Origin of the sequence: Salinigranum salinum (assembly GCF_009176545.1) — an archaeon.
GTDB lineage: Archaea > Halobacteriota > Halobacteria > Halobacteriales > Haloferacaceae > Salinigranum > Salinigranum salinum.
In genome coordinates, this window is the sequence record NZ_VTOJ01000001.1 from 1,772,945 (window position 1) to 1,798,314 (window position 25,370).

At 66.7% G+C, this 25,370-nt stretch carries 25 protein-coding genes and 1 tRNA gene; 12 read left to right on the forward strand and 14 right to left on the reverse strand.

Annotated features, from left to right (window positions below; genetic code table 11):
• Positions 1-121: 121 nt before the first annotated feature.
• Positions 122-1,657 carry a DASH family cryptochrome gene (locus tag FZP69_RS08465; protein ID WP_152040883.1) on the forward strand — a complete coding sequence of 512 codons (1,536 nt, stop codon included), beginning with the start codon at positions 122-124 and terminating at the stop codon, positions 1,655-1,657.
• Between the two features lie 64 nt (positions 1,658-1,721).
• On the opposite strand, the gene FZP69_RS08470 is transcribed toward FZP69_RS08465, so the two are convergent.
• The 6 genes from FZP69_RS08470 to FZP69_RS22480 form a co-directional block, all read right to left on the reverse strand.
• On the reverse strand, positions 1,722-2,165 hold the full coding sequence (locus FZP69_RS08470) for a disulfide bond formation protein B (RefSeq protein WP_152040884.1): 444 nt from the start codon (positions 2,163-2,165) through the stop codon (positions 1,722-1,724).
• Between the two features lie 204 nt (positions 2,166-2,369).
• Complete coding sequence (locus FZP69_RS08475; protein WP_152040885.1) at positions 2,370-2,924, reverse strand: DUF7344 domain-containing protein; 555 nt, start codon at positions 2,922-2,924, stop codon at positions 2,370-2,372.
• A 186-nt stretch (positions 2,925-3,110) separates the two neighbouring features.
• Positions 3,111-4,127: a DNA repair exonuclease gene (locus FZP69_RS08480; RefSeq protein WP_152040886.1), complete on the reverse strand. Its 1,017-nt coding sequence runs from the start codon at positions 4,125-4,127 to the stop codon at positions 3,111-3,113.
• A 100-nt stretch (positions 4,128-4,227) separates the two neighbouring features.
• A tRNA-Glu gene (locus FZP69_RS08485) sits at positions 4,228-4,302 on the reverse strand.
• A gap of 70 nt (positions 4,303-4,372) precedes the next feature.
• Positions 4,373-6,337 (reverse strand): 3-hydroxyacyl-CoA dehydrogenase/enoyl-CoA hydratase family protein, encoded by a 1,965-nt coding sequence (locus FZP69_RS08490; RefSeq protein WP_152041558.1) that lies wholly within the window; start codon positions 6,335-6,337, stop codon positions 4,373-4,375.
• Between the two features lie 167 nt (positions 6,338-6,504).
• Positions 6,505-6,651 (reverse strand): hypothetical protein, encoded by a 147-nt coding sequence (locus FZP69_RS22480; RefSeq protein ID WP_192918512.1) that lies wholly within the window; start codon positions 6,649-6,651, stop codon positions 6,505-6,507.
• 167 nt (positions 6,652-6,818) lie between these two features.
• Here FZP69_RS22480 and FZP69_RS08495 point away from each other — a divergent pair, with 167 nt between their 5' ends.
• Positions 6,819-7,463 (forward strand): DNA-3-methyladenine glycosylase family protein, encoded by a 645-nt coding sequence (locus tag FZP69_RS08495; protein WP_152040887.1) that lies wholly within the window; start codon positions 6,819-6,821, stop codon positions 7,461-7,463.
• 154 nt (positions 7,464-7,617) lie between these two features.
• On the opposite strand, the gene FZP69_RS08500 is transcribed toward FZP69_RS08495, so the two are convergent.
• The 3 genes from FZP69_RS08500 to FZP69_RS08510 all read right to left on the reverse strand — a co-directional run bounded on the left by FZP69_RS08500 (position 7,618) and on the right by FZP69_RS08510 (position 10,620).
• Positions 7,618-9,012 carry a hypothetical protein gene (locus FZP69_RS08500; protein WP_152040888.1) on the reverse strand — a complete coding sequence of 465 codons (1,395 nt, stop codon included), beginning with the start codon at positions 9,010-9,012 and terminating at the stop codon, positions 7,618-7,620.
• Positions 9,013-9,116: 104 nt separating this feature from the next.
• Positions 9,117-9,314, reverse strand: a complete 198-nt coding sequence (locus FZP69_RS08505) for a transposase (protein WP_152040889.1) — start codon at positions 9,312-9,314, stop codon at positions 9,117-9,119.
• Entirely contained in the window at positions 9,262-10,620 is a 1,359-nt protein-coding gene (locus FZP69_RS08510; protein WP_152040890.1) for a putative ATP-dependent zinc protease, read from the reverse strand. Before FZP69_RS08510 ends, FZP69_RS08505 begins: the two co-directional genes overlap by 53 nt.
• A gap of 228 nt (positions 10,621-10,848) precedes the next feature.
• Here FZP69_RS08510 and FZP69_RS08515 point away from each other — a divergent pair, with 228 nt between their 5' ends.
• The 7 genes from FZP69_RS08515 (at position 10,849) to FZP69_RS08545 (ending at position 18,036) form a co-directional block, all read left to right on the forward strand.
• Entirely contained in the window at positions 10,849-11,586 is a 738-nt protein-coding gene (locus FZP69_RS08515) for a proteasome assembly chaperone family protein (protein WP_152040891.1), read from the forward strand.
• A 63-nt stretch (positions 11,587-11,649) separates the two neighbouring features.
• Complete coding sequence (locus FZP69_RS08520; protein WP_152040892.1) at positions 11,650-12,276, forward strand: nucleotide exchange factor GrpE; 627 nt, start codon at positions 11,650-11,652, stop codon at positions 12,274-12,276.
• A 152-nt stretch (positions 12,277-12,428) separates the two neighbouring features.
• Positions 12,429-14,345: a molecular chaperone DnaK gene (gene dnaK / locus FZP69_RS08525; RefSeq protein ID WP_152040893.1), complete on the forward strand. Its 1,917-nt coding sequence runs from the start codon at positions 12,429-12,431 to the stop codon at positions 14,343-14,345.
• Positions 14,346-14,634: 289 nt separating this feature from the next.
• The gene (locus FZP69_RS08530) at positions 14,635-14,997 is read left to right on the forward strand and encodes a DUF6713 family protein (RefSeq protein ID WP_152040894.1); all 363 of its coding nucleotides are present in this window, start codon (positions 14,635-14,637) and stop codon (positions 14,995-14,997) included.
• Between the two features lie 187 nt (positions 14,998-15,184).
• The gene (gene dnaJ / locus FZP69_RS08535; RefSeq protein WP_152040895.1) at positions 15,185-16,360 is read left to right on the forward strand and encodes a molecular chaperone DnaJ; all 1,176 of its coding nucleotides are present in this window, start codon (positions 15,185-15,187) and stop codon (positions 16,358-16,360) included.
• A gap of 116 nt (positions 16,361-16,476) precedes the next feature.
• The gene (locus tag FZP69_RS08540) at positions 16,477-16,797 is read left to right on the forward strand and encodes a cupin domain-containing protein (protein ID WP_152040896.1); all 321 of its coding nucleotides are present in this window, start codon (positions 16,477-16,479) and stop codon (positions 16,795-16,797) included.
• A 105-nt stretch (positions 16,798-16,902) separates the two neighbouring features.
• Positions 16,903-18,036, forward strand: coding sequence for a CobW family GTP-binding protein (locus FZP69_RS08545; RefSeq protein ID WP_152040897.1), 1,134 nt, complete (start codon positions 16,903-16,905; stop codon positions 18,034-18,036).
• On the opposite strand, the gene FZP69_RS22485 is transcribed toward FZP69_RS08545, so the two are convergent.
• A complete protein-coding gene (locus FZP69_RS22485) occupies positions 18,014-18,181 on the reverse strand; it encodes a hypothetical protein (RefSeq protein WP_173862792.1) in 168 nt (55 codons plus the stop codon). The genes FZP69_RS08545 and FZP69_RS22485 overlap by 23 nt on opposite strands.
• A 299-nt stretch (positions 18,182-18,480) precedes the next feature.
• Between FZP69_RS22485 and FZP69_RS08550 the strand changes: the two genes are divergently transcribed.
• Positions 18,481-18,696 carry a hypothetical protein gene (locus FZP69_RS08550; protein WP_152040898.1) on the forward strand — a complete coding sequence of 72 codons (216 nt, stop codon included), beginning with the start codon at positions 18,481-18,483 and terminating at the stop codon, positions 18,694-18,696.
• A 63-nt stretch (positions 18,697-18,759) separates the two neighbouring features.
• On the opposite strand, the gene FZP69_RS08555 is transcribed toward FZP69_RS08550, so the two are convergent.
• Entirely contained in the window at positions 18,760-19,920 is a 1,161-nt protein-coding gene (locus FZP69_RS08555; protein WP_152040899.1) for a glutathione-independent formaldehyde dehydrogenase, read from the reverse strand.
• A 174-nt stretch (positions 19,921-20,094) separates the two neighbouring features.
• Between FZP69_RS08555 and FZP69_RS08560 the strand changes: the two genes are divergently transcribed.
• On the forward strand, positions 20,095-20,832 hold the full coding sequence (locus FZP69_RS08560) for an AMP-binding protein (protein WP_152040900.1): 738 nt from the start codon (positions 20,095-20,097) through the stop codon (positions 20,830-20,832).
• Positions 20,833-21,002: 170 nt separating this feature from the next.
• Here FZP69_RS08560 and FZP69_RS08565 read toward each other — a convergent pair whose 3' ends face one another.
• The 3 genes from FZP69_RS08565 to FZP69_RS08575 are packed head-to-tail and all read right to left on the reverse strand — an operon-like array spanning position 21,003 to position 24,081.
• Positions 21,003-21,896 (reverse strand): ABC transporter permease, encoded by an 894-nt coding sequence (locus tag FZP69_RS08565; protein WP_152040901.1) that lies wholly within the window; start codon positions 21,894-21,896, stop codon positions 21,003-21,005.
• Position 21,897: 1 nt separating this feature from the next.
• Positions 21,898-22,827, reverse strand: coding sequence for an ABC transporter permease (locus FZP69_RS08570; RefSeq protein ID WP_152040902.1), 930 nt, complete (start codon positions 22,825-22,827; stop codon positions 21,898-21,900).
• Positions 22,828-24,081 carry an ABC transporter substrate-binding protein gene (locus tag FZP69_RS08575; protein WP_152040903.1) on the reverse strand — a complete coding sequence of 418 codons (1,254 nt, stop codon included), beginning with the start codon at positions 24,079-24,081 and terminating at the stop codon, positions 22,828-22,830.
• Between the two features lie 202 nt (positions 24,082-24,283).
• Here FZP69_RS08575 and FZP69_RS08580 point away from each other — a divergent pair, with 202 nt between their 5' ends.
• The gene (locus FZP69_RS08580; protein ID WP_152040904.1) at positions 24,284-25,336 is read left to right on the forward strand and encodes an ABC transporter ATP-binding protein; all 1,053 of its coding nucleotides are present in this window, start codon (positions 24,284-24,286) and stop codon (positions 25,334-25,336) included.
• Positions 25,337-25,370 lie beyond the last annotated feature (34 nt).

Sequence of the window (25,370 nt, forward strand, 5' to 3'; positions counted from 1 at the left end):
CCGAACGCCGAACGCACCAGCACGGGAGGTCACGCGACGGCGGTGTGTATCCGACGTTTCTACCCTCGCGGCCGAGCGAACCGGCGAGAGGATTCAAGTCGCCGCTCTCCTTAGCCCGGCCATGACGACCACGGCCCTCCTGTGGTTCCGGCGGGATCTCCGACTTCACGACAACGAGGCGCTCCACGAGGCGGCCGCCGCCGACCGACTGCTCCCGGTGTACGTCGTCGATCCCCGTGAGTACGGTCGCCGACCGTACGGTGGTCCCGATTCGTTCCGGTTCGAGAAGACCGGCCCCCACCGGGCACGCTTCCGCTGTGAGACGCTCTCGGCCCTTCGAGAGTCGCTCCGCGAGCGCGGGTCGGACCTCGTCGTCCGCGAGGGACGCCCCGAATCGGTGCTTCCGACGCTGGCCGCGGCAGTCGACGCCGACGTCGTCTCGATGCACACCTGGCCCGCACCCGAGGAGACGAGTGTCGAGGCGGCAGCGAAGGCGGCGCTCCGCGACCGCGGGGTCGAAGTGCGGCGGTTCTGGGGACACACGCTGTACCACCTCGACGACCTCCCGACCCCGTACACCGAGATTCCGGACACCTACACGTCGTTCCGGAAGCGCGTCGAACGCGAGGCGAGCGTCCGGGCACCGCTCTCGACGCCGTCGCTCCCGCCGCTGCCCGAACCCGTGGCCGACGACGGAACCGTCCAACCGGGACGCGCTCCGACGCCGGCGGAACTCGTGGGACGGGGCGACGACGCCGAGGGTGCCGCTGCCGACTCGGACACTGGTGGCGACGCCGAAACCGCCGACGAGGCTCCGACCGCTCCCGACGCCCGTGGCGTGCTCCCGTTCGCGGGCGGCGAGGCCGCCGCGCTCGACCGCGTCGACAGGTACGTCTGGGAGGACGACCGGCTCCGCGAGTACAAGGAGACGCGCAACGGACTCCTCGGTGAGGGCTACTCCTCGAAGCTCTCGCTGTGGCTCAACGAAGGCTGTCTCTCGCCGCGGTACGTCCACCGCGAAGTCCGGCAGTACGAGGACCGCCGGGTGGAGAACGACTCGACGTACTGGCTGCTCTTCGAGCTCATCTGGCGCGACTTCTTCCAGTTTCAGGTGGCGAAACACGGCACACAGTTCTTCGCGAAGGCGGGCATCCGCGAACGCCGGGACATCGACTGGCGCGAGGACGGCGACGCGTTCGACCGCTGGGCACGCGGGGAGACCGGGATCCCGTTCGTCGACGCGAACATGCGCGAACTGAACGCGACTGGCTACATGTCCAACCGGGGCAGACAGAACGCCGCCTCGTTCCTCGCCAACAACCTCAGAGTCGACTGGCGGCGTGGCGCGGCGTACTTCGAGACACAACTGGTGGACTACGACCCTTGCTCGAACTACGGTAACTGGGCGTACATCGCGGGCGTCGGCAACGATTCGCGAGACCGGTACTTCAACATCGTGAAGCAGGCCCGCAAGTACGATTCCGAGGCGGCGTACGTGACACACTGGCTGCCCGAACTGGAGCCGCTTCCGCCGGCGTACGCCCACGAGCCGTGGACGATGAGCGCGGCAGAGCAAGCCGAGTACGGCGTCGAACTCGGCGTCGACTACCCCGAGCCGATGGTCGACCTCGACCGCTCGTACGAGAAACTCCGGTGAAGGGGCCCGACAGACGCCGCTCCCGCGTTCGGCCGGCGTCGACGCCGCCACCTCCGTCGGCGTGTCAGTCCCAGGGCGTCGTCGTCTCGGTGGGCGACCGTCGGTCGGCCGCGGCGAGCAGAAGCGCCCCCACCGACACGCCGAGGAAGGCTACGAGCGACAGGCGCGGGATGGTGAGCAGGCCGCCGAGCATCGGGTACTGGATCGCCGCACAGCTCTCGCCGATGCCGCACGACCCGGTCTGGGCCGGCATCACCTGGAGAGCGACGTGGTACGCCGCGACGGCGGTCCCACAGAGCGAGAGCGGGAGCACCGTCCGCCAGACCCCCGCTCGCGTCTCCACGGTCGCGACAGCGCCGACGACGACCAGCGGGTACATCAGGATCCGCTGGTACCAGCAGAGCGTACAGGGGACCAGCCCGAGCCCGAGGCTGAAGTAGAGACTCCCGGCGGTGGCGACGCCCGCGACGAACGTGAGACCCACGAGGAGCCCCCGGACAGTGCGCATCTCTGCCAGCGGCTTCGACTCGTCCCGACTTGATTGTTGTCTCGGCCGACTTGATTGTTGTCTCGGCCGACTTGATTGTTGTCTCGGCCGACTCGATCGTCGTCTCGGGCGTCGTTGCTCACGCACCGTGGCGACGGGACGGTCGCCGAACGACCGCAGGCACGGCTCCGCCGGAGCCCGGGATCGAGCGCGGTCGCGTCCGACTCAGAGCCCGTCGCCGAGCGCCGGGAGCACGGCCTCGCGACCGGCCGTGTAGCTGTGGACGCCGGCGACGCCGGCGACGGCGAACGTGACGGCGACGGCGACGGCGAGATCCGGGAGGACGTCGGCGGCCGCGAGGAGAGTCGCGACCAGGCCGCCGGCGGCGACCACGAGGTAGACGCCCGGCCACGGGACCGGCGGGGTATCCGAGGCGGTGAGAAAGTCGTCGAGCGTCGCCGCGTGTTCGGTGAGCGAGACCGTGCCGCGGTCGCGGTCGTAGTCGACGATCCGCGCGTCGGAGAGCTTCGGGAGGTGTGTCTGGTGCAGGGAGGTGTAGACGCGTTTTCGCTGTTTGTACGTGACCTCCTCGACGGGCACGTCGTTCTCCCACGCCGCGATCTGTCGGGAGAGGTCGCGGATGTTCGATCCCTCCGGCTCGTCGCGGAGACAGCTGAGAACCCGTCGCCGCCGCTGGTTGCTCAACACCGAGAAGATGGTGTCTTGCGACAGGTGGTCCGGCTCCGGGTCGTCGTCGACGAACTGCGAGTGGGTGGCCATCCTGAGCGGGGTCCTCCGGGGATACGTTTCGATCCAGGCACCCGACGTATATACAACTATCCCACGGAGACCATCCGTGATAATATTGCGATATTCGACCGCTTGAAGGCTGTCTCGGTTGGTTCCAGTTATCTGAATAGATATTGTCTGTCGGAGCGTTACACGGGACAGGGGAGAGCGCCGACGTTACAGCGGCTGCCCGGAGACGTCGACGTCCGTACCGGCGACGGACACGATCCGCGCCAACGGATCGCTCGACGAGCCGATCCTGCTGATCCGATCCGTGGCTCCGGTGTAGCAGACGGGAACGCCGCCGACCGTTCGCTCCTCGGCTACGTGCAGGTGTCCGGAGACGACCAGATCGAACTCGACCGTGGAGCGACGTAGTATCGCGGCCAGATCGATACCGCTCGACCGAAACGGTGCGAACGTCTGATGAACGACGAGGACGTTCACGCGCTCGCCTGGAGGGGCGGTCGCATCGAACGCGTCGCTCGGGAACGCGCTCGGTCGGTGGTAGTCGATCCCGAACAGGGCGACGTTCGACTCCCCGACGGTCGACGGGACTGTCGTGAGGTGCACACTGCCGTCGACCGCTTCGAGCCGCCGGGTACTGGTCGTCGACTCGTGGTTGCCGAGGATGTAGTAGAACGGAATGCCGCCGGCACGCAAGCGACCGAGAGCGGTTTCGACGGCCGCCACGTCGGCCGACAGCGGCTGGTCGTCGAAGACGTCACCGGCGTGGACGACGGCGTCGACACCGCTTCCGAGCGCGATCTCGACGACACGTTCGAAACTGGCTCGACAGTCGACGCCACGGTGTGCCGACACCCGGTTCTCCGGCGGTCGGGCGTGGTAGCCGACGTGAGTGTCACCGACGATCAGCAGTCGGCACTGCTCGTCGTGGTGAGGTCCCAGATCCGTCGCGTCGAGGTCGCTCGTGCTACTGAGTCGGCGGTGTCGCGTGCCGTCTCTGTGCCACACCTTCCCCCGGACGTTTCTGAGCTCGTAGCGCCGGCCGACTGTCCAGTCGATCCGCAGCTCGTGGGTCGTCCACACGTCCAGCTCGACCGAGACATCGTCGCTGTCCGCGACGGTCACCACGACGTCGACCTTCGAATTACTGGGGACCGACACGTCGGAGATCGACACTTCGATCGGGCCGTCGAGCCGGGCGTCACGGATCCCGTCCACTGAAAACATCGAGGAGTACGGGCTCTCGACTCGTCGACTTAACTCGTTCGCCGTCACACGACGGGTGGTCGGATCACGCTCGCGTCCTCGTGTGGTTCGTTCAGAAACGTGCTCGGTAGGGGATTTGAACCCCTGTCCTCGGCTCGAAAGGCCAAGATGATTGGCCGGACTACACCAACCGAGCGACACTCGATTGTGACCACGGGACCGATTTAACGCTTCCGTCTTCTGGTCGTTGGCCGTCGCGACACGGCCTACTCGCCGGTGAACTCGGGTTCGCGGTCGGAGTCGAACGCGGCGATCCCCTCCATCACGTCGTCGGTGCCGAAGACGTGGCCGAACGCCTGCGCCTCGACCTCGAGCCCCGCCTCGGTGTCGTCACGCCCGCGGCGCATCGCACGCTTCGTGAACGCCTGCGCGACGGGCGGGCCGCGGGCGAGGTCGCGGGCGAGCTCGAACGCACGGTCGTCGAGTGCGTCGTTCGCCACCACCTCGTTGACGAAACCGTAGTCGGCCATCGTCTCGGCGTCGAACCGCTCGGCCGTGAGGATGATCTCCTTCGCGCGGCCCTCGCCGACGACGTGGCGGAGGCGCTGGGTGCCGCCCCACCCCGGGACGAGCCCGAGATTGTGCTCTGGCTGGCCGAACGAGGAGCGACGGGAGGCGATCCGGAGGTCGGCGCAGGTCGCCAGCTCCATGCCGCCGCCGAGACAGAAGCCGTCGATCGCGGCCACGACGGGGAGCGGCGACGCCTCCAGCCGGCCGAACGTCTCCTGTCCCCGACGGGAGAGCTCCACCGCCGAGAGCGTGTCCAGTTCGGCGGCCATCCGCTGGACGTCCGCGCCCGCCGAGAAGGCGCGGTCGCCGGTTCCAGTGAGGAGGATCGTTCGCGTCTCGTCGTCGTCCTCGAGCCGGGTGATAGCGTCGTCGAGTTCGGCCAGGACGTCGGCGTTGATGCTGTTCATCCGGTGCGGTCGGTCGACGGCGAGCGTACCGACGCCGTCGCGGCGCTCGACGCTGATGGTGTCGTAGTCGTCCGCGTCACCGGCGTCGCCCGCGTGGAACCCCTCGTCGGCGTCGGCGAGGTCGCGGAGGTAGTCGACGGCGGCGTACCGCGCGGCGCCCGTCTCCTCGTGGAGCGCGTCGAGCCGGTCGACCAGGCGATCGAGCCCCGCGTCGTCGGCCAGCTTCGCCGGTCCCTCGGGGAAGCCCGCGCCGAGCTGCATCGCGCGGTCGATCGCCTCGGCGTCGGCGACCCCGTTCGCGACGAGCCCGGCGACCTCGTTGGCCATCACGGCGAGGAGGCGCTCGCGGATCGCGTCGCGCACCTGGTCGTTCGGGACCTGCGCACCGCCGTCGTCGTAGTCGTAGAAGCCCGTGCCGGACTTCTTCCCGAGGTCGCCCGCGTCGACCTTCGATTCGAGGAGCGGACAGGGTTCGTACGCGTCACCGAGTTCGTCGTGCATGTACTCGAGGACGTGGAGGGCGACGTCGATCCCGACCTGGTCCGCGAGCTCGAAACAGCCCATCGGGAGCCCGAGGCCGTACTTGCTGGTCGAGTCGACCGCCGCGAGCGAGGCGTCGCCGGAGTCGACGATCCAGGCCGCCTCGTTGAGCAGCGGCACGAGCACGCGGTTGACGACGAAGCCGGGGCTGTCCTCGTGGACGCGGACCGGCGTCTTCCCCAGCCGCTCGGCGAGCGCCTCCACCAGCTCCAGCGTCGCGTCGGCGGTGTCGGCCCCCGAGATGACCTCGACGAGCTGCATCCGGACGGGGGGGTTGAAGAAGTGCATCCCACAGAACCGTTCCGGGCGGTCGGTCTCGCGCCCGAGTTCGGTGATCGAGAGCGACGAGGTGTTCGTCACGAACACCGCTCGCTCCGGGGCGAACTCCTCGACCGCGGCGTAGACGTCCTTCTTGACGTCCATCCGTTCGGGCACCACTTCGACGACCACGTCGGCGTCTCTCACCGCCGAATCGAGATCGACCAGCGGCGTGATCCGCGCCAGCGCCGCGTCCGCCTCCTCTCGAGAGAGGCGCTCCTTCTCGACGAGTTTGCCGAGACTCCACTCGATCTCGTCGTACCCCTGCTGGACGAGCTCCTCCTCGATGTCGCGCAGCGTCACGTCGAAACCGGCGAGGGCGGCGACCTCGGCGATACCGTGTCCCATGTTCCCCGCACCGAGGACGGCGATGACGGAGACGTCGTCGATCCCGATCTGTCCGGAGTCCGTGTCCATGCGCGGTCGTCGGATGGCCGTCTGTTCAACCTTTCCCCACGAGGAAGGTGGGATCTATTCGACATCTGTTCATACGGGAGTCGAGCTGCTCTGGGGAGGGCCTGGTCGGATCCCTACCCTGAGAAGACGGCCGACGCCGGCTGTTCTCACTCCGCGCCGCGGGTGTACTTCTTCGAGTTCTTGTCGCGGTATCGTTGCGACTCCTCGTCCCACTCTTCGTTCGTAATGGTGTTTTTCACTTTGTCGATCCCTTTCTTGACCGTGTTTGACGGTTTCCGGTCGTCTTCGGACATACACACGAAGTGATACGGTCGAAGATAATAACGTTTCCTGGTGGAGAAAGTCTTTCTGAGCGTACGTTTCGGGGCGATCCGGACTGACAGACCGTCCCCGGAGGCTGCCAGTCACCAGCCGCGGCGACCGCCGAAACCGCTATTTCGCCGGCGACGAAGTTCGGCACGTGACACCGACGGACGGACCTCACGACGACCCGTACGACCACCTCCGCGCCGCCGACGAGGTGTTCGCGGCCCTCATCGACGAACACGGCGAACTCGGCATCGAACCGGCCGAGGACCTCTTCGCGCGGCTCGTCACCTCGATCCTCCGCCAGCAGGTGTCGATGGCGTCGGCAGCGGCCACCCGCGAGCGCCTCGTCGCGGCCGTCGAACTGACGCCCGAGGGCGTCCTCGCCGCCGACGAGTCGACCCTCAAGGACGCGGGTCTCTCGCGGCAGAAGACGCGCTACGTGAAGAACGTCGCCGAGGCCTTCCTCGAGAACGGATACGCCCACGAGAGCTTCCGCGGGATGGACGACGAGGCGGTCGTCGACGAACTCACCTCGATCACCGGTGTCGGACGATGGACAGCCGAGATGCAACTGCTGTTCTCCCTCGGGCGCCCGGACGTCTTCCCCGTCGGCGACCTCGGCATCCGGAAGGGGATGCGGACGCTGTACGGCGACCTCTCCCGGGAGGAGATGGTCGAGATGGCCGAGCCGTGGCGTCCCTATCGGAGTTACGCGAGCCTCTACCTCTGGCGGGTGAAGGAGGACATCGCCGAGTCGGTCGCGGAAGTCACGAAGGACCGAGACGAGAGTCGATGACGGCGACCTGCTCCGGCAGTGATGTACCGGTGTCTCACCTCCGGAGGGAAATGGGAGTCGGCGTCGTCGAGTGGATTCCACGTCGGCTCCGACTCGGGTGACCCGACGCGGGCGGTGGACGAGGGCGAGGCCGTCGCCAGGGTCGTTTTCGGGGTCACGTCGTGGAAGGACGGTCGGACGACTCCGAGGTCGTCGCGTCGTCGTCGGCAGGAGGGTCCGAGGTGGCGTCGTCGGGTGCTGTCGTCGAACGTCCTCGCCCCTCGGTCCCCTGCGTGGCGTCTCCGTTCTCGGACGTGGAGGTCACCTCGGTTCCCGCCCGCTTGTTCCGGCCCTCTCCGGAGGACTCCCGCTGTGCCTCGGACAGCGCCCTGTCGAAGAACTGTTCGGAGAACCCCGCGAAGAACGAGGTGATGATGACGAACTGGACGGTGAACGTGACCGCGTCGCTGTTCGTGCTGCTCGTCGCGAACACGTAGACGACGAGTCCGGCGAGGCTTCCGAAGAGGAGCCGTGACCACACGAGCTTCGACAGGATCACGTCGGTTGGGAGTTCCAGCGTCTCGCCGGTCTCGAAGAAGCCGAAACCGCCACCGAGCCGGCGGGCGATGTTCACCGCCGCGCCGAGGAAGCCGAAGAACAGGACGAGCGGGAACTGCCAGAAGAGCACGGAGACCTGAAGTGGGGCACTCACCTCGAGACCGGGGAACGCGGCAAGCAACACCCGGATTCCGACGGTCAGGAGGACCGGGAGGAGGAATAGCAACACGACAGTGGCACCCAGCAACCCGTTCAACGTCGTGAGGACGCCCCGGAGACGGAGGACGTATTTCAGTCGCGCGAGCCGGTAGCCGTCGATCCGTCGGGCGGCCATCTTCAACGGGCCGGTGTCGAACTCCCGGGGATTCGCGGGCAACGGGCTCACCGTGACGCTGTCGAGCAGGGTCTCGATCTCTTCGGTCGCCTCGTTGTCGCGGACCACCGACGCCTGCGTGCGGAGCGTGTCCGCCTGCTCGCGGAGGCGATTGGTCGGCCGCTCCTGCGACCGGTCGGCGACGACGAGAACGGGCAAGACGTCGATGAGTTCACGCTGTGCGTGGTAATATCGCCGGTACGCCGAGACGTACCGGCGGGTCGAGAGCCGCTCCCTGGCGCGTTCGAGGTCGCGCTCGATCCGTTCGAGTCTCGAGACGGCCGCCTCCGCTCCCTCGACGTCGAGACCCGTGAGCTGCTCTCGGTGCGACTCGAGCGCGGCGAGCAGGTCGTCGACGAGGTCTTCGAGTTCCGTCTCGAGCTCCGGGATCGGCTCGAACTCGAACCCCTCGCCGTCGGTCGGCCACCAGAGGATGTACGGCAGTCGAGTGAGGAGGATCACCAGATACACGACCACCAGCACGATCACGATCGTCAGCGGGGTCACCCGATTGACCAGCTCCGGGACGTACTGGTCGCCGACCGTGAGGAGCACGACGATCGCCACGGCGAGGGAGACGACACCGAGACCGAACCGTGTTCCGAGCCGCCGGGCGCTCCGCGACTTCGTGTCGGCCATATTATGAAAACGCGACAGCGTGAGTTAACGTTTTGGTGGGGGTCGACCGGTCGGGGTCGTCCGACGAGGCGAGGCTAGATCGTCTCTCGGCGACTGATAGCGCGTCAGACGTCGTCCGGAGCCACCTGCCTCCCACACGCCGCACACCGGAACACCTTGCGCCAGCCGCCGCCAGTCTCGCGACGCTCCCGGACGTCGCTGGACCCGCACTCGGGACAGCGTTTCGGGCGCTCGGTCGGGTCGGTCACGTCACTCCAGTCGCTCCTCTTCTTCTTCCTCCTCGATATTCCGGTCGTCGGCATCCGACCGTCGCCGCACGTCGACCCGGTAATGCTGGAGGATGTCCCGTCCGAGGAGCACGGGGTAGTCCATGTGTGACCGGTCCTCGACGCTTGCCGTCACGGTGTGCTGGCGGCCACCGATCCCGATGACGAGGTCGACGACTGGGCGGGCTTTGCCGCCCTTGACCGACCCGCTCTTCACCCGGGTCATACTCTTGATCGGACCCGCACCGATCTCGGCGGCGAGCGACGTGTCGATGCTCGTCCGGGTCGCGCCCGTGTCGGACTTCGCGAGCGTCTGGGTGGAGCCGCTGGTCCCCGAGACGACGACGTCCTCGATGTAGCCGATGAGCGGCGTGTCCTCGCGCGCGGTCGGGGCCGACCGCGGCTTGCACGACGGGGTGGAGTCGTCGAGCGTCGACGAGAGATCGCGCACCCGGTCGTCGTCGACCTCGCCGCCGGCGGTTTCGATCGCGAGTTTGGCGATGTGGGGTGCGGCGCTCGTCCCCGTCGCCTCGTGGAGTCCCTTGAACCCCGCGGTGGGGTTCACCTCGAGGACGAACCAGCCCTCCTCGCCCTCGACGAGGTCGACACCGACGTAGTCGAGTCCCATGACGTCGGCGGCGTACAGCGCCGTCTCCCTCGCTTCCGCGGGCATGTCGTCAGTGGCGTCCTCGACCGCACCGCCGAGGGCGACGTTCGTCCGCCAGTCGCCGTCGGGTGCGTAGCGGTACATCGCACCGACGACCTCGCCGGCGACGATGTAGACGCGGAGGTCGCGGTGGCGCGTCTCGTCGCGGTCGATGAGGTCCTGCAGGAACGCCTGTCGGTTTCCGACCTTCGGGTTCACCGGCTCCGTGAGGTCGACCTTCCACGTCCCACCGCCGTGCGTCCCGATGGCGGTCTTGTAGACGCCGACCGCGCCGAACCGCTCGCGGCTCTGGTTGAGTCGTTCGTTCGACAGCGCCAGGAGCGCGTCGGGTACCTGGATGTTCCAGTTCGCCAGCGTCGCGGCGGTGGCGAACTTGTGGATCGCCGTGAGCACCGCGTCGGGTTCGTTCAGCATCGGTCGGATGCGGTTGAACGTCATCGCCAGCCCGAGCAGTTCGGCCGGCTCCTCCGTGTTCGACAGCAGCAGGCGGTTCGCGATGATGTCGACCGCCGGCTCGACGGTCACCTCGCTTCCCTCGATGTTGATCGCGGCGTTCTCCCGGCGGAGCCACACCGGGGTGTGTCCCAGGTCCTCGACAGCGTTCAGGATCGCCTTCGTCTCCTTGCTGTTGTGGAGGCTGAGAACGCCCACCCGTACGTCGTCGGTTTCGGTCATGTGAACCGAGTTTCGGACCGGACGGAAAAGCGTTGACGGTTGCCCCGTCCGCGCCCTCGCCCCGACCGCCGACATCCGTGCTCACCCGGCCTGTCCAAGCAGACGCTCCAGCAGTCAACCGTGCCCGGTCGCATGCTCCAGCGGAATCCCCGGTCGACGGGCGGGGTCGCTGGAGTCCACCACACTCACGCCCGTAGCGTTATACGATCGTGCGGACTACGGGCTGACATGGCACACGTCTCCGTCCGCGAACCGGTCGAACTGGACGCGCCGACGATGGTCGAGGGGTTGCCGGGTGTCGGACTGGTGGGGAAGATCGCCGCCGACCACCTCGTCGAGGAGTTCGGGATGACCCACCACGCGAACGTCCACTGTTCGGGCGTCCCCGCGGTCGCGGTGTATCAGGAGGGCGACGCGACGCTCCACCCACCCGTTCGACTGTACGCCGACGCCGATCGGAACCTCCTCGTCCTCCAGAGCGACGTCCCGATCACGCCACAGGCGGCACAGGAGTTCGCCGACTGCGTCGGCGACTGGTTCGGCGAGGACGACGTCTTCCCGATCTACCTCTCGGGCATCGCCCGCGAGAAGTCCGACGCGCCGCCCGCGCTCTACGGCGTCGGTGTCGGCGAGGGGCTATCGCGCCTCGACGAGGCGGGCATCGGCGTCCCGTCGGAGACCGGGCTGGTATCGGGGCCGACCGGCGCGCTGTTGAACGACGCGGTCGAACGCGACCGGGCCGCCGTCGGCCTCGTGGTCGAGTCCGACCCGCGCTTTCCCGACCCCGAGGCGGCGCGCGTCCTGATCAAGGAGGGGATCGAACCGCTCGCCGACGTCGACGTCGACGTCGACGACCTCGTCGACCGTGCCGAGGAGATCCGGGCGGCGAAGGAACGACTCGCCAGGCGGATGCAGGAGGCAGGCGAGGAGAGTACGCAGGCCCGGCCACTCGGCATGTACCAGTGACGGCTACGGCGCGAGCGAGACAGTTTCTACACCCTTAAGGCTCGTCGGTGTCTCCCCCCGGACATGAGCGACGACGCGGAGGCGAACGTCGAGTCCGTACCCGACGAAGACGCCGCAGCGGCGGTCGACGGCGATCTCGAGGAGCCGGACGAGACCGACGCCGACCGGACGGCGACGGACCTCGCTGCTCGTGTCGCCACCGTGGACGAAGACCTCGCCGCGGAGGTGGCCGAACTGGCGACGCGGACCGAGGAACTCGAATCGGAGGTCGACGACCTCCGGTCGAAGCTGAAACGGAAACAGGCGGACTTCCAGAACTACAAGAAACGGACGAAACGAAAGCAGGAACAGCTCGCCGAACGGGCGACCGAGGACCTCGTCGAGCGGCTCGTCCCGGTGCGCGACAACCTGCTGCGGGCGCTCGACCAGGAGGAGGGTGCGGATCTCCGGCCGGGAGTCGAATCCACGCTCGCGGAACTCGACCGCGTGCTCGAAGCGGAGAACGTCACCCCGATCGAGCCGGAGCCGGGGTCGGCGGTCGACCCGCACCGTCACGAGGTGATGCTCCGGGTGGACGCTGACCAGCCCGAGGGGACGGTCGTCGACCTCTACCAGCCGGGGTACGAGATGGCCGACAAGGTGCTCCGTCCAGCACAGGTGACGGTGAGCGCCGCCGACGCCGAAGAGTGAACCGACGGGGTCGAGTTGCACGTCGATAAAAACCCGACGGCGAGCCACGCCGACCGAGCCGAAAACCGCACGACTGCGCCGACCTGGTTCCCGTCCGAAGTCGGTCTCGTCTAGTAACCTTTAACCGACGCAAGCCGGTAGATGAGGTCAAGATGGCGAGCAACAAGATTCTCGGTATCGACCTCGGTACCACCAACAGCGCCTTCGCGGTGATGGAGGGTGGTGACCCCGAGATCATCGTGAACGCTGAGGGGGATCGGACGACACCGTCGGTCGTCGCCTTCTCGGACGACGGGGAACGGCTCATCGGCAAACCGGCGAAGAACCAGGCCATCCAGAACCCCGACCGCACGATCCGGTCGATCAAGCGACACATGGGCGAGGAGGGCTACACCGTCGAGATCGGCGACGACGAGTACACGCCCGAGCAGATCTCGGCGATGATCCTCCAGAAGATCAAGCGCGACGCCGAGGAGTATCTCGGCGACGAGGTCGAGAAGGCTGTCATCACGGTGCCGGCGTACTTCAACGACCGGCAGCGGCAGGCCACGAAGGACGCCGGCGAGATCGCCGGATTCGAGGTCGAGCGTATCATCAACGAGCCGACCGCGGCGTCGATGGCATACGGCCTCGACGACGACTCCGACCAGACCGTCCTCGTCTACGACCTCGGGGGCGGCACGTTCGACGTCTCCATCCTCGATCTCGGCGGCGGGGTCTACGAGGTCGTCGCGACCAACGGTGACAACTCGCTGGGCGGTGACGACTGGGACGACGCGATCATCGAACACCTCGCCACCGAGTTCGAGAACGACCACGGCATCGACCTCCGCGAGGACCGGCAGGCGCTCCAGCGGCTGAAGGACGCCGCCGAGGAGGCGAAGATCGAACTGAGTAGTCGGAAGGAGACGAAGATCAACCTCCCGTTCATTACGGCCACGGATTCGGGCCCGGTCCACCTCGAACAGAAGCTCACCCGTGCGAAGTTCGAGTCGCTCACGAGCGACCTCATCGAGCGGACGGTCGGCCCGACGAAGCAGGCGCTCGAGGACGCCGGCTACGAGAAGGGCGACATCGACGAGGTCATCCTCGTCGGCGGATCGACGCGGATGCCCCAGGTGAGAGACCAGGTCGAGGAACTGCTGGGCGTGGAACCGAAAAAGAGCGTCAACCCCGACGAGGCGGTCGCGCTCGGCGCGGCCATCCAGGGCGGCGTTCTTTCCGGAGACGTCGACGACATCGTCCTGCTCGACGTCACGCCGCTGTCGCTCGGGATCGAGGTCAAAGGTGGCCTGTTCGAGCGGCTCATCGACAAGAACACCACCATCCCGACCGAGGAGTCGAAGATCTTCACGACGGCGGCGGATTCCCAGACGAGAGTCCAGGTTCGCGTCTTCCAGGGTGAACGCGAGATCGCCGATAAGAACGAACTGCTCGGCGAGTTCCAGCTGTCCGGCATCCCGCCGGCCCCGGCGGGGACCCCGCAGATCGAGGTGTCGTTCAACATCGACGAGAACGGCATCGTCAACGTCTCCGCCGAGGACAAGGGCTCGGGCAACAAGGAGGACATCACCATCGAGGGCGGTGCCGGCCTCTCCGACGAGCAGATCGAGCAGATGCAGGACGATGCCGAAAAGCACGCCGAGGAGGACGAGAAGCGGCGGGAGTTCGTCGAGGCCCGCAACGAGGCCGAGAGCACGATCCAGCGCGCCGAGACGCTGTTGGAAGAGAACGAAGAGAGCGTCTCCGACGACCTCCGCGAGGAGATCGAAGACGAGATCGAGAACCTCGGTGACGTCCTCGAGGAGAACGAGGAGGCCGACGACATCGAGGCTGCGACCGAGGAGATCGAGGAGGCGATCGAGGACCTCGCGACCGCGCTGCAGGAGATCGGCAAGCAGATGTACGACCAACAGGCCCAGCAGCAGGCCGCCGGTGGCGCTGGCATGGGCGGCGCTGGCGGCATGGGCGGCATGGGCGGTGCTGGCGGCGCGGACGGTGCCGCCGCCGACGGCGACGACGAGTACGTCGACGCCGACTTCGAGGACGTGGACGACGACGAGCAGTAGCGAGTCGTCGTCTGCTCGGAAGACGAGCGTAGCGATGTCTTCCGGTGGTTCGAGAGGCGAGCGGAGTGAGACTCTCGAAGTGGACGAGAACGATGACGAGTCGTAAGAGTCGTCTCGTCCGCTCCACCGCCTCTTCTGCAAGCCGCTCACCGACTCGAGACGTCGGTGCGGGTCACGTCTCGGCCACTGGAGAGTGGGGATCCGAGGCGATGCGGCGAGTCCGAACGACGACACCCGTGGTCCTCGGGCGGCAGAAACACATACGATCGCCGGTCGTGGAGGAGGAGCCATGGTCACGACTGCGAACGCCGTGTTCACGCTGGCCGTCGTCTGGTTCGTCGTCCACGAACTCGACGCCGTTCGGAACCACGAGTGGCGGTTCTTCGTCGCGCGTCTGTCTCTCGACGACGAGACCGCCTACCGTGCGTTCACCGCCCTCCACGTCCCCTTGTTCGTGGGACTCCTGAGCTACGGAGACGTCGCGGGGGTCCAGGTCGGTCTCGACGCGTTCCTGATCGTCCACGGGGGGTTGCACCTGGGACTGCGGAACCACCCGCTCTTGACGTTCGAGGGCTGGTTCTCCGGGCTGTGGATCTACGGCGGGACGCTTTTAGGTGCGCTCCACCTCGTCGTCCTGTTCGGACCGGGCTGAGTCGGGCTCGTTCGACCGTGCCGCCCCGGCGGGACGGCGCAGATGGAGACGGGAGTGAGACGCCGAGTGGCGGATGTGCGGACGAACGGCCGTCTCACTGGCTGAGACGGCCGTCAGATCGCGAGCGCACCCCTCGTCCGGAAGGCGCGTTTTTCAAGTAGTTCGGTCGAGTACGGGTGAGTAACGGATGAGTGAGGACTTCTACGACGTGCTCGGGGTGTCGCGTGACGCCTCGGAGGACGAGATCAAGAGAGCCTACCGGGAGAAGGCCTCGGAGTACCACCCGGACGTGAGCGACGACCCCGACGCCGAGGAGAAGTTCAAGAAGGTCCAGAAGGCGAAGGAGGTGCTCACGGACGACGAGAAGCGCCAGCTGTACGACCAGCTCGGCCACGAGCGGTTCCAGCAGGCCCAGAAACAGGGCGGCATGGGCGGTGGTGGCGGTCGTGGCGGCGGTGACCCGTTCGGCGGGATGGGTGGCATGGGCGGTGCCGGCGGCATGGGCGGCTTCGAGGACATCTTCAACCAGTTCTTCGGTGGTGGCGGTGCCCAGCGCCAGAACGGTCCCCGCCAGGGGAACAACATCCGGACGAGCATCACGCTCGACCTGGAGGAGGCGTACGAGGGGCCCTCCAAACAGTTCACGATCCGTCGTCCGGAGCGGTGTCCGGAGTGTGACGGCGCGGGGCATCCCTCCGACGCGGACGTCGAGACGTGTCCGGAGTGTAACGGACAGGGGCAGACCACACAGGTGAGTCAGACTCCCTTCGGCAGGGTCCAGCAGACCCAGACGTGTCGCCGCTGTGGTGGCGAGGGACAGACGTACTCCGAGACGTGTCCGGAGTGTCGCGGCGAGGGGCAGGTCCGCCGCGAGGCGACGCTCACCGTCGACATCCCGGCGGGCATCCGCGAGGGACAGACGCTCCGCATGGAAGGCGAAGGCGCACCCGGCGAGAACGGCGGGCCGAACGGCGACCTGCTCATCGACGTCGAGATCCGTCCCCACGACGACTTCGAGCGCGACGGCGACGACCTCGTCTACCAGCACCCGATCTCGTTCCCGCAGGCAGTGTTCGGGACGACCGTCGAGATACCCACGCTGGACGGCACCGTCGAGCTGGACGTCCCTGCGGGAACACAGAGCGGCGAGACCTTCCGCCTGAAGGACGAGGGGATGCCGAAACTCCAACAACGACGCCGGCGGCGGCAGCGCTACGGCGACCTCTACGTGCAGGTGCAGGTCGTCACGCCCGACGACCTCAACCGCGAACAGCGCAAGGCGCTGGAGCGGTTCGCCGAGGCCGGCGGCGACGAGGTCGACGTCACGGAAGGGTTCTTCGAGCGGATCAAGAACTCGTTCTGACCGGGGTCGTCCGACGTCGCCCCCACCGGCCATGGGAGTCGGTTCCTCGACGTCCTCGCCTCCGATTCCGGGGCGGCCTGTACGTACTTATTGCCGGCGTGTCTAGTCCCGGACGCATGTCCTACACCAAAGTGAACTACCACGACGTCGACCCGAAAGCGGAGGCGATGTACTTCCTCCGGGACCCGCTCGGCTGCGAGAACCTCGGCCTGACGGTCGTCGACTGCGAGCCGAACTGGACCGGGATGGAACACGACCACGCCGACCGGAGACACGAGGAGGTGTACTACCTCGTCGAGGGGGAGGCGACGCTCCACGTCGACGGGGACGAGGTGGCGATGGACGCCGGGGACGCGGTCCGTGTCTCGCCCGACGCGACTCGACAGATCGAGAACGGCCCGCGCGCGAGTACGTTCGTCGTCGTCGGCGCGCCCTGACGGGCACGGGGACTGCCCAACGCGCGTCGGGCACTCCGACGAGTGGGTGAGAGACAGAGCCACCATCGCGGTGGCGTTATTGTCGTCCAGCCGTTACGTCGAGGCATGAGCGTGGGCTCCGACGGACGCATCCCCGTAACAGTGCTCAGTGGCGCACTCGGTGCGGGCAAGACGACGCTGGTGAACCGCCTCCTGGCGAACCCGGGCGACCGGACGATTGCCGTCGTCGTCAACGACGTGGGTGACGTGAACGTCGACGCGGAACTCATCGAGTCGGAGAACGAGGAGACGGGCGTCGTCGACCTCTCGAACGGCTGTATCTGCTGTGGACTCCAGGACGATCTCCTGACCGAAGTGTCGCGTCTCGCCGACGAACGGACGTTCGACTACCTCGTCGTGGAGGCGTCGGGCGTCTCCGAACCGGTTCCCATTGCGCAGGCGTTCACCCTCGGCACGGACGAGTCGGACGTCGACCCCACGGAGCGGTTCCGTCTCGACACGATGGTCTCGGTCGTCGACGCCTACGGTTTCTGGAAGGAGTTCGACCCCGAGACGAACCGCGAGGTCAGGGACGGGGGCCGATCGCTCTCGGAGGTGTTCGTCGACCAGATCGAGTTCTGCGATGTCCTCCTGCTGAACAAGTGTGACACGGTTCCCGACGACGCTCTCGACGAGGTCGAGGCGCTGGTACGCGAACTCCAGCCCCGTGCCGTGCTGTACCGGACCGAGTACGCCGACGTCGCCCCCGGGGCCGTCCTCGGCACGGGTCGGTTCGACTTCGACGACGCGCGCCGCGCGGCGGGGTGGAAACGTCACCTCTCGGGGGCGGGTGGTGATGGAGACAGAGACGCCCACGCCCACGACCACGAGGGCGAGCACGACCACGAGTACCACGCGGGTGCCGCCCACGCGGTGTCGACGTTCACCTACGAGACCGAGCGAGCGTTCCACCCCGAGCGCTTCGACGCGTGGCTCGACGACTGGCGCGGCGACGTCGTCCGCGCGAAGGGCTTCTTCAAACTCGCCGGCCGTCCCGACACCGTCATGGGGTTGAGTCAGGCCGGGCCGTCGGTCCAGGCCGGTCCGCTCGGGACCTGGAACGAGGACGACGACCGGCGGACGCGACTGGTGTTCATCGGGACGGAGATGGACGAGGCGGCCATCAGAGAGGAACTCGACGCCTGCCTCGTCGGGGAAGACGAATCGATCGACCGCGTCAGCGACCCGTTCCCGGCGTGACCTGCTCCCGAAGATCGTCCCACTCCTCGTAGAAGCCGTAGTTGGTCTCCCGCGCCCGCTGGGCGGCGATCGCCTCCTGATAGACGTCGTCGTAGTCGAGGAGCGCCGTCCAGCCGTCCTCGCGGAAGGTGCAGTACATGCACATGACTTCCGATTGGGACGGCACCCACAAGACCGTTGTCGCCGCCGGCACCAGTTGCCGAGATTCTCAGCGGTGAGATCCGGCCCGGTAGATAGATACGTGATACCGGGAGACAGGTGAGTATGTGTAACAGACCCCCACGGCGGCGAAGCGCGGTCACCGGCCGGTGCGACCACTGCGACTGGACGGCGATCACGAGCTCCTATTCGCAGATGGTGAAGTTCTACCAGGACCACATTCGAGCCAACCACCCGAGAGTCTGGCTCCGCGTCTGAGCCGTCGACGGGACCGACCGGGTCGGTGTGGCACACGACCGCCGCGACGGCGACAGCTACACCCGGCTCCCGCGCGTACGGACGGTCGTGGCTCTCGAACGCTCCCCGAGCGGCGACGACCTCCTGACCGGGCAGTGTGACCACTGCGAGTGGACCACGGTCACGACGGCGTACTCCGAACTCGTCAAACGGTACCAGGACCACCTCCGCGAGCGACACCCGCGGGTGTGGCTCCGCGACTGAGACGGTCGGGCACACTTCGAAAAAAGTTCGTGGTCGAGTCGCCGTCGCGACCGGTCGGCTCCGCTACGGCTCCAGCAGGACCTTCGTGACGCCCTCTTCGCGCTTGTCGAACGCCTCGTACATCTCGGGGGCCTCGTCGAGGTTGACCCGGTGGGAGACGACCCACGACGGGTCCGCGCGGCCCTGGATGATGAGGTCACGCAGTTCGCGGTTGTAGCTCTTGACGTTGCACTGGCCCGTACCGAGCTTCTGGCCCTTCTCGAACAGCTTGCCGAAGTCGATGCCGAGTCGGCCCTGTGCGGCCATTTCGTCCGGGGCACCGGGGTCGGAGGGGACGTACAGCCCTGGGATGCCGAGTTGGCCCGTCGGGCGGACGACCTGAATCAGCTGGTTCAGCACGACCGCCGGGTTCTCCCGTGCCGGGTCGTAGGCGTCGGATCCGGGGTCGGTCTCCGGGTCGATCGCCTGGTAGCCGACGGCGTCGACGCCCTTGTCGACCTCGCCGCCGTGGGCGTCTTTGATCTGCTCGACCGGATCGCCCTCCTCGAAGTTGATCGCCGTGGCGTCGCAGTGTTCCTCGGCGAGTTCCAATCGGCTGGGCACGCGGTCGACCGAGTAGATCTCCGACGCACCCTTGATCTTCGCGCTGTACGCGGCCATCAGCCCCACGGGGCCGGCGCCGAAGATGGCGACGGACTCGCCCGGTCTGAGGTTCGCGAGCTCGGTGCCGTGCCACCCCGTCGGGAAGATGTCCGCCAGCAGCGCGAACGCGTCCTCGTGTTCGTCGCCTTCGGGGAGTTTGAGCGCGTTGAAGTCCGCGTACGGGATGCGGAGCTTCTCCGCCTGGCCGCCCTTGTACGGCCCCATGGCGACGTAGCCGTAGGCACCACCGGCGAAGCCGGGGTTGACGTTCGTACAGAAGCCCGTGTAGCCGTTCTCACAGTTCTGACAGAAGCCACACGCCACGTTGAACGGCGCGACCACCCGATCGCCCTCCTCGAGTGTCGAGACGCCGTCACCGACCTCCGTGACGACACCCATGTTCTCGTGTCCGAAGACGATCCCCTCCTCCGCCGCGGTTCGGCCCTCGTACATGTGGAGGTCCGACCCACAGATGCACGACGTCGTGATGTCGATCAGGACGTCGTTCGGATGCTGGAGCTCCGGCTCCTCTACCTCTTCGACGGCGACCTCTTTCGGTCCCTTGTATACGACTGCTCTCATAGACATTGGTCAGACACCTCGTTCGTGATTCGACCGAACGATTATTATATCTATTGGCCGACATTTTTGTCGACGGTTCGTTCGAGTGAAAAAGAAGTAGTCGGTACGACGAACGTCGGGAGCGCCGTCGGACGGAACCACTCGACCTTTGGGACCGAGGCTGGTACGGTACCCATGGACGTCCTCGGGGACCTCGTCGCCCGCGACCGGCGGAGCGGCCGACCCGCTTTCACCGACGCCGGGACCGATCGGTCGATCTCGTACCGCGACTTCTGTACGACGGCGTACAAGGCCGGGAACGTGCTCCGCTACCTCGGCGTTCGAGAGGAAGCGACTGTCGGCGTCGTCGGTCCGATCGGACCCCAGCCACTGTGGGCGTTCTACGGGGCGGCACAGCTCGGTGCAGTGACGTGGTTCACTGGCGACACGGCCGTCGACGAGGACCTGCTCGAGAGCGAGCCCCGGGTGGTCGTCCTTCCGGTCAGTCACGAGGAGTCGGTCGACCCCGGCCCGTCGACGAAAGTCGCGGTGTACGGCGGCGCACCCGCTCGCCCGACGACGCTCCACTGGGAGAAGGAGCTCTGGAGCGAGAACCCCGCGGTCCACCCTACGGACGTCGACTCCGCGGACCCGTTCCTCTCGACGGGTGAAGAGACGTACACGCACGGGGAGGCGCTCGAGTCCGCGCGTGCGGTCGTCGAGCGCGTCGGTCTCGACGCGGACACTCGGGTCGTCGTCCGCGGGTCGCTGTCTGACCCGCGCGTGGTCGTCGCCGGGCTCGTCGCGCCGATCCTGGCCGGTGGAACCGTCGTCGCGCCCATGGACGGGCCGCCAGCGGGCGACGTCGCCGTCGTCGACGCGGGTAACGCCCCCGAGAATCGCGTCTGCCGAGCGGACGACGTGCTGCTGTAGCGGGCCGATGACGAGGTACGAACCACGAGCGCGCGGGCGTCGGCGTCTGTCGGAGAACCGTGGCTCCGGAGGTCGTCCTCGCTACCGGATCCAGGAGGCGTCTCGGGCCCTGACGGCGTGCCGCGAGCGGGATGCGAGGAGGGGACGGCCCCGTCGGGAGGCCGCGAGGACTACTCGTCCTCGTCCTCCGTGACGGTCCCGGCGACGTACCCGGTGACGTTGCCGTAGTTCATCGCAACCGCCAGCGCGATGGCGATGGCGAAGACGATGAGCGAGGAGACGGCGTTCAGCTCCGGCGCATCGAGCTGTCTGATCCGACTGAACATCCAGATCGTCAGTACGTCCGTGTTGGGCCCAGTGAGGAAGAGCGCGCGAATGTAGTCCTCGAACGAACGGATCCACGCGAAGAGGAATCCGGCACCGACGGCAGGCGCGATCACCGGGAACGTCACGTCTCTGAACGTCGTGATCGGGTCCGCACCCAGGTCACGAGCGGCCTCCTCCAGCGACTCGTCGAACGTGTACAGCCGGGCGGAGACGATGAGAAGGACGAACGGGAGCCCGTACAACGAGTGTGCGAGCACCACGGTGGTGAAACCGGGGAGGATGTCGAGCAGGCTCTGGAAGTAGATCCGCAGCGCGACCCCGAGGATGATCCCGGGGATCACCATCGGGATGATTCCGAACGTGCGGTACACCTCCCGGAGCCGGAACCGGTAACGGGTGATCGCGAAGCTCGCCAGGAGACCCAGTACTGTCGCGATACTGGCCGACACCGTGGCGATGGTGAGACTGCCGGTGAGCGACTCGCGCATCGTCTCGTCCCCGATCGCCAGCTGGTAGTTGGCGAGCGTGAGTCCCTCGAACGGGAAGATCGTGACCGCGTTCTCCGCGAACGAGAGGAAGATCATGATCGCCAGTGGGACCCAGAGGAACACCAGCAGCAGGCCGGCGATCCCGTACAGCGACCCCTGCAGCAGTCGGTCGATCCGTCGGTGGTCGAGTAGTCGGCCACGTCGCGTCGCCCCTTGGGTCGTCTCGGTCGTGTCAGTCTCCGTCGCCATCTCAGGCACCTCCCAGTTCCTCGATACTCACGTAGCGGAACGCGACGATCATCGCGCCGATGATCGACACCAGCACGAACATCGACGCGGCGCTCGCGTAGCCGATCGAGTACGTGCCGGCGACCCGACCCTCGATGAGCATCCCGATCATCTGGACCTTCCCCTGGCCGAGGAAGCGGGGCGTGATGAACGCCCCGACGCTCGGGACGAACACGAACAGGCTCCCGCCGATGATCCCCGGGAGCGTGAGAGGGATCACGTGGTCGCGGACCACCTCGGCGCGCGAGGCACCGAGGTCCCGGGCGGCCTCGACGAGCGAGAAGTCGAGACCGTCGAGGCTGGCGTACAGCGTCAGGAGCATGTACGGAAAGTACGCGTGGGTGAGCCCGACGACGATCGCGGGGATCCCGTAGTTGAAGATCCCCAGCGGCTGGTCGATCAGTCCGACGTTCATCAGCGTGCTGTTGATGACGCCGCCAGGCCCGAACATCAGCACCCACGAGTACGCCCTGACGAGATACATCGTGAAGAACGGCAGGAGCACGAGGAAGATGACGACTTTGAACGTGCGCCCGCCGCGCCGTGCCAGCAGGTACGCGAGGGGGAACGCGAGCGTCAGGCAGAGCACGGTCGTCACCGTCGCGATGGCGTACGAGAGCCACAGCGCCTTGGCGAACGGCGTCTGCCAGAACGCGCCGCTCCCGTCGAACAGCGACCGGTAGTTGGCGAGGGTCGGCTCGTAGATGATCTTGTAAGTGATCGGACTGACCTCCAAGAAGCTCACGGCTACCATGAATGCCAGCGGTGCGAGCAGCAGCGCGACGATCCACGCCGCGCCCGGGCCGACAGTGACGCCGAGCTTCCCGTAGTGGCTACTCAACAGCCGGACGACCGCCGCACGGCTCGTTTCGTCTCGGTCACCGACTGCCATCTACGCCGACTTGACCTCCTCCCACGCGGCCACGTACTCGCTCTCGACGTCCGAGGCGATGTCCTTGAACGGGATCATCCCGTCCAGCCGCGCGGGGTCGATCGACCCGTACAGCTCGTTCTGCTCTTCGGTCAGGTTCTCGGCGGTGGCAGGGTTGGTGCTCGGCGAGAAGCCCGCCTGTGCCAGCGCAGCCCCGTTTTCCGGCGCGATGAACTCGTTGACGACCTGCCAGGCGGTCTCTTGGTTGTCCGACTCCGCCGAGACGACCGCGGTCTCGTACCACGCCATCGCGCCCTCGCGCGGGACGACGAACTCCACCCAGTCGGCACCCTCGGTCCGCATCTGGATGACCTCGTTGCGGCCGCTGTGTCCCACGAGGAAGTTCCCCTGCTGGAACTCCTGGATGAACGTCGGGTCGGCTGCGATGTACCCCTGGAGCCGAGGCTTCTGATCGATCAGCGTCTGGGTCATCTGGTCGATCTGATCGGTCGTGAACGTCATCTCCGAGCCCGCGAGGGCCTCCTCGAACCCGAGGTACAGTGCCGTGGCCGGCATCGTCTTCGCCGCCTCGTCGTACATGATGATCTCGCCGTCGAGGTCGACATCGACGTAGTCCTCCTCGAACATGATGTCGTAGCTCGGTTCGTGCTCGGGGACCTCGCGGGTGTCGTAGGCGTACCCGTACCAGCCGAACCGGATCGGGACGCCGTAGGCGTTGCCGTCCGCGGTGAACTGCTGGTCGACGAACCCCTGGAACTTGTCGTACATCGAGTCGAAGTTCGTCACGGCGTCCCGGTTGATCGGCGCGACGAGTCCCGCGTCCATGAACCGTGGGACGAGGTTGTTGTTCGGGACGGCGATATCGAACTGCGCCGCCTGCCCCGCGTTCCACTGAGAGAACATCTCCGTCGACGACGTCGACGGGGTGATGTTGAGTTCGACCCCGTCGAGCGTCGACTCGATGTTCTCCTGCATTTCGGCGTACTCCTCCCACGTGATGATGTTGATCGTGGTCGTACCGCCGCTGTCACCCATGGACTCGCCACTGGTCGTCGTACCGCCGCCGCTGCTGCCACCGCTTCCGCCGTCGCCCGTGTCGGTGTCGGTGCTTCCCCCGCCGCTTCCGCTGCAGCCGGCCAGGGCGGCCAGTCCCGTGGCACCGGCGGCAGCGATGTACGCGCGGCGGCCGATCGCGCGCGAGCTTTCGTCTGTTTCACCCGTTGCGTCCGTCAGTCCGTCACGGTCTGACGACATATTCGACATAACATCAGCGGAGGAGTATGAATGTTGGGTAATCACTAACACCCATGTATTAATTTTGTGAATATAACTCATATTGGCCGGAATAGTACACTGCTTGTGTTGATAATCAGGGTCCGACGGAAGGTCAAGGCAAAAAACAACCCGATTCAGTTCGAACGGCAGATTCATTACGACGCGCGAGCGACGACGTAACATGTCAGAGGGAGACGTGTTAGTCGAACTCGACGGCGTGGTCAAGGAGTTCGGTGACCTGACCGCCGTCAAGAACGTCGAATTCTCTGTCCACCGTGGCGAGTTCTTCACGCTCGTCGGACCGTCGGGATGCGGCAAGACGACCACTCTCCGGATGATCAGTGGGTTCGAACAACCCACGCGTGGCGAAGTGCACATTGGCGGCCAGCCGATGGCGGCGGTGCCGCCGGAGGCCCGCGATACCAATCTCGTGTTTCAGCACCTCTCGCTCTTTCCCCACATGACGGTCGGCGAGAACGTTGGCTACGGACTGAAGAAGGCCGGCGTCGGCGCCAACGAGCGCGCCGAGCGGGTGTCGGAGTACCTCGGACTGGTCGACCTCGCCGGCTTCGAAGATCGCGACCCCGCTGAGCTCTCGGGCGGGCAGCAGCAACGGGTCGCTCTCGCGCGCGCGCTGGTCAACGAGCCATCCGTCCTCCTGCTTGACGAGCCGCTCTCCAGTCTCGACCGGAAGCTCCGGAAGCTGATGCAGGTCGAACTCCGACGGATCCACGAACAGACCCAGGGGGCGTTCTTTTACGTCACCCACGACCAGGAGGTCGCCATGACGCTCAGCGACCGGATCGCGGTGATGAACGACGGCCACATCGAGCAGATCGGCACGCCCGAAGAGATCTATCGCGAGCCCGCCTCGGCGTTCGTTGCGGACTTCATCGGCGACACCAACCTCCTTGACGGTCAGGTCGTCGACGGCGGCAGTACACCCGTCGCACGGATCGGTGGGCCGGACGGGTTCACTGTTCCCGCGCCGGGTCGGACCGGAGACGTGACCGTCTCGATACGGCCCGAGGACTTCGGCGTCACTAACGGCGACGGCGTCGTCGATGGGACTGTCGCCGAGCGGTACTTCCAAGGTGACCAGACGAACTACGTGATCGATCCGGACGCTGACATCGAAGAGCTCCAGGTCGTGGTTCAGGGCCGGAAGTCGAGCGTCGACACGGGCGAACACGTCTCACTCGGGATAACTGACGGCGCGCCCGTCGTGTTCTGAGCGCACCGCCGACGATCTCGGGTCATCCACGTGC

Bases quoted from the DNA above. Each gene is read 5' to 3' on its own strand.
- FZP69_RS08470 (WP_152040884.1), bottom strand. From the start codon at position 2,165: ATGCGCACTGTCCGGGGGCTCCTCGTGGGTCTCACGTTCGTCGCGGGC.
- FZP69_RS08565 (WP_152040901.1), bottom strand. From the start codon at position 21,896: ATGGCGACGGAGACTGACACGACCGAGACGACCCAAGGGGCGACGCGA.
- FZP69_RS08575 (WP_152040903.1), bottom strand. From the start codon at position 24,081: ATGTCGTCAGACCGTGACGGACTGACGGACGCAACGGGTGAAACAGAC.
- FZP69_RS08475 (WP_152040885.1), bottom strand. From the start codon at position 2,924: ATGGCCACCCACTCGCAGTTCGTCGACGACGACCCGGAGCCGGACCAC.
- FZP69_RS08570 (WP_152040902.1), bottom strand. From the start codon at position 22,827: ATGGCAGTCGGTGACCGAGACGAAACGAGCCGTGCGGCGGTCGTCCGG.
- FZP69_RS08530 (WP_152040894.1), top strand. From the start codon at position 14,635: ATGGTCACGACTGCGAACGCCGTGTTCACGCTGGCCGTCGTCTGGTTC.
- FZP69_RS08505 (WP_152040889.1), bottom strand. From the start codon at position 9,314: ATGCCGACGACCGGAATATCGAGGAGGAAGAAGAAGAGGAGCGACTGG.
- dnaJ (WP_152040895.1), top strand. From the start codon at position 15,185: ATGAGTGAGGACTTCTACGACGTGCTCGGGGTGTCGCGTGACGCCTCG.
- FZP69_RS08465 (WP_152040883.1), top strand. From the start codon at position 122: ATGACGACCACGGCCCTCCTGTGGTTCCGGCGGGATCTCCGACTTCAC.
- FZP69_RS22485 (WP_173862792.1), bottom strand. From the start codon at position 18,181: ATGTGCATGTACTGCACCTTCCGCGAGGACGGCTGGACGGCGCTCCTC.
- FZP69_RS08580 (WP_152040904.1), top strand. From the start codon at position 24,284: ATGTCAGAGGGAGACGTGTTAGTCGAACTCGACGGCGTGGTCAAGGAG.
- FZP69_RS08545 (WP_152040897.1), top strand. From the start codon at position 16,903: ATGAGCGTGGGCTCCGACGGACGCATCCCCGTAACAGTGCTCAGTGGC.
- dnaK (WP_152040893.1), top strand. From the start codon at position 12,429: ATGGCGAGCAACAAGATTCTCGGTATCGACCTCGGTACCACCAACAGC.
- FZP69_RS08500 (WP_152040888.1), bottom strand. From the start codon at position 9,012: ATGGCCGACACGAAGTCGCGGAGCGCCCGGCGGCTCGGAACACGGTTC.
- FZP69_RS08560 (WP_152040900.1), top strand. From the start codon at position 20,095: ATGGACGTCCTCGGGGACCTCGTCGCCCGCGACCGGCGGAGCGGCCGA.
- FZP69_RS08520 (WP_152040892.1), top strand. From the start codon at position 11,650: ATGAGCGACGACGCGGAGGCGAACGTCGAGTCCGTACCCGACGAAGAC.
- FZP69_RS08515 (WP_152040891.1), top strand. From the start codon at position 10,849: ATGGCACACGTCTCCGTCCGCGAACCGGTCGAACTGGACGCGCCGACG.
- FZP69_RS22480 (WP_192918512.1), bottom strand. From the start codon at position 6,651: ATGTCCGAAGACGACCGGAAACCGTCAAACACGGTCAAGAAAGGGATC.
- FZP69_RS08510 (WP_152040890.1), bottom strand. From the start codon at position 10,620: ATGACCGAAACCGACGACGTACGGGTGGGCGTTCTCAGCCTCCACAAC.
- FZP69_RS08480 (WP_152040886.1), bottom strand. From the start codon at position 4,127: ATGTTTTCAGTGGACGGGATCCGTGACGCCCGGCTCGACGGCCCGATC.
- FZP69_RS08555 (WP_152040899.1), bottom strand. From the start codon at position 19,920: ATGAGAGCAGTCGTATACAAGGGACCGAAAGAGGTCGCCGTCGAAGAG.
- FZP69_RS08540 (WP_152040896.1), top strand. From the start codon at position 16,477: ATGTCCTACACCAAAGTGAACTACCACGACGTCGACCCGAAAGCGGAG.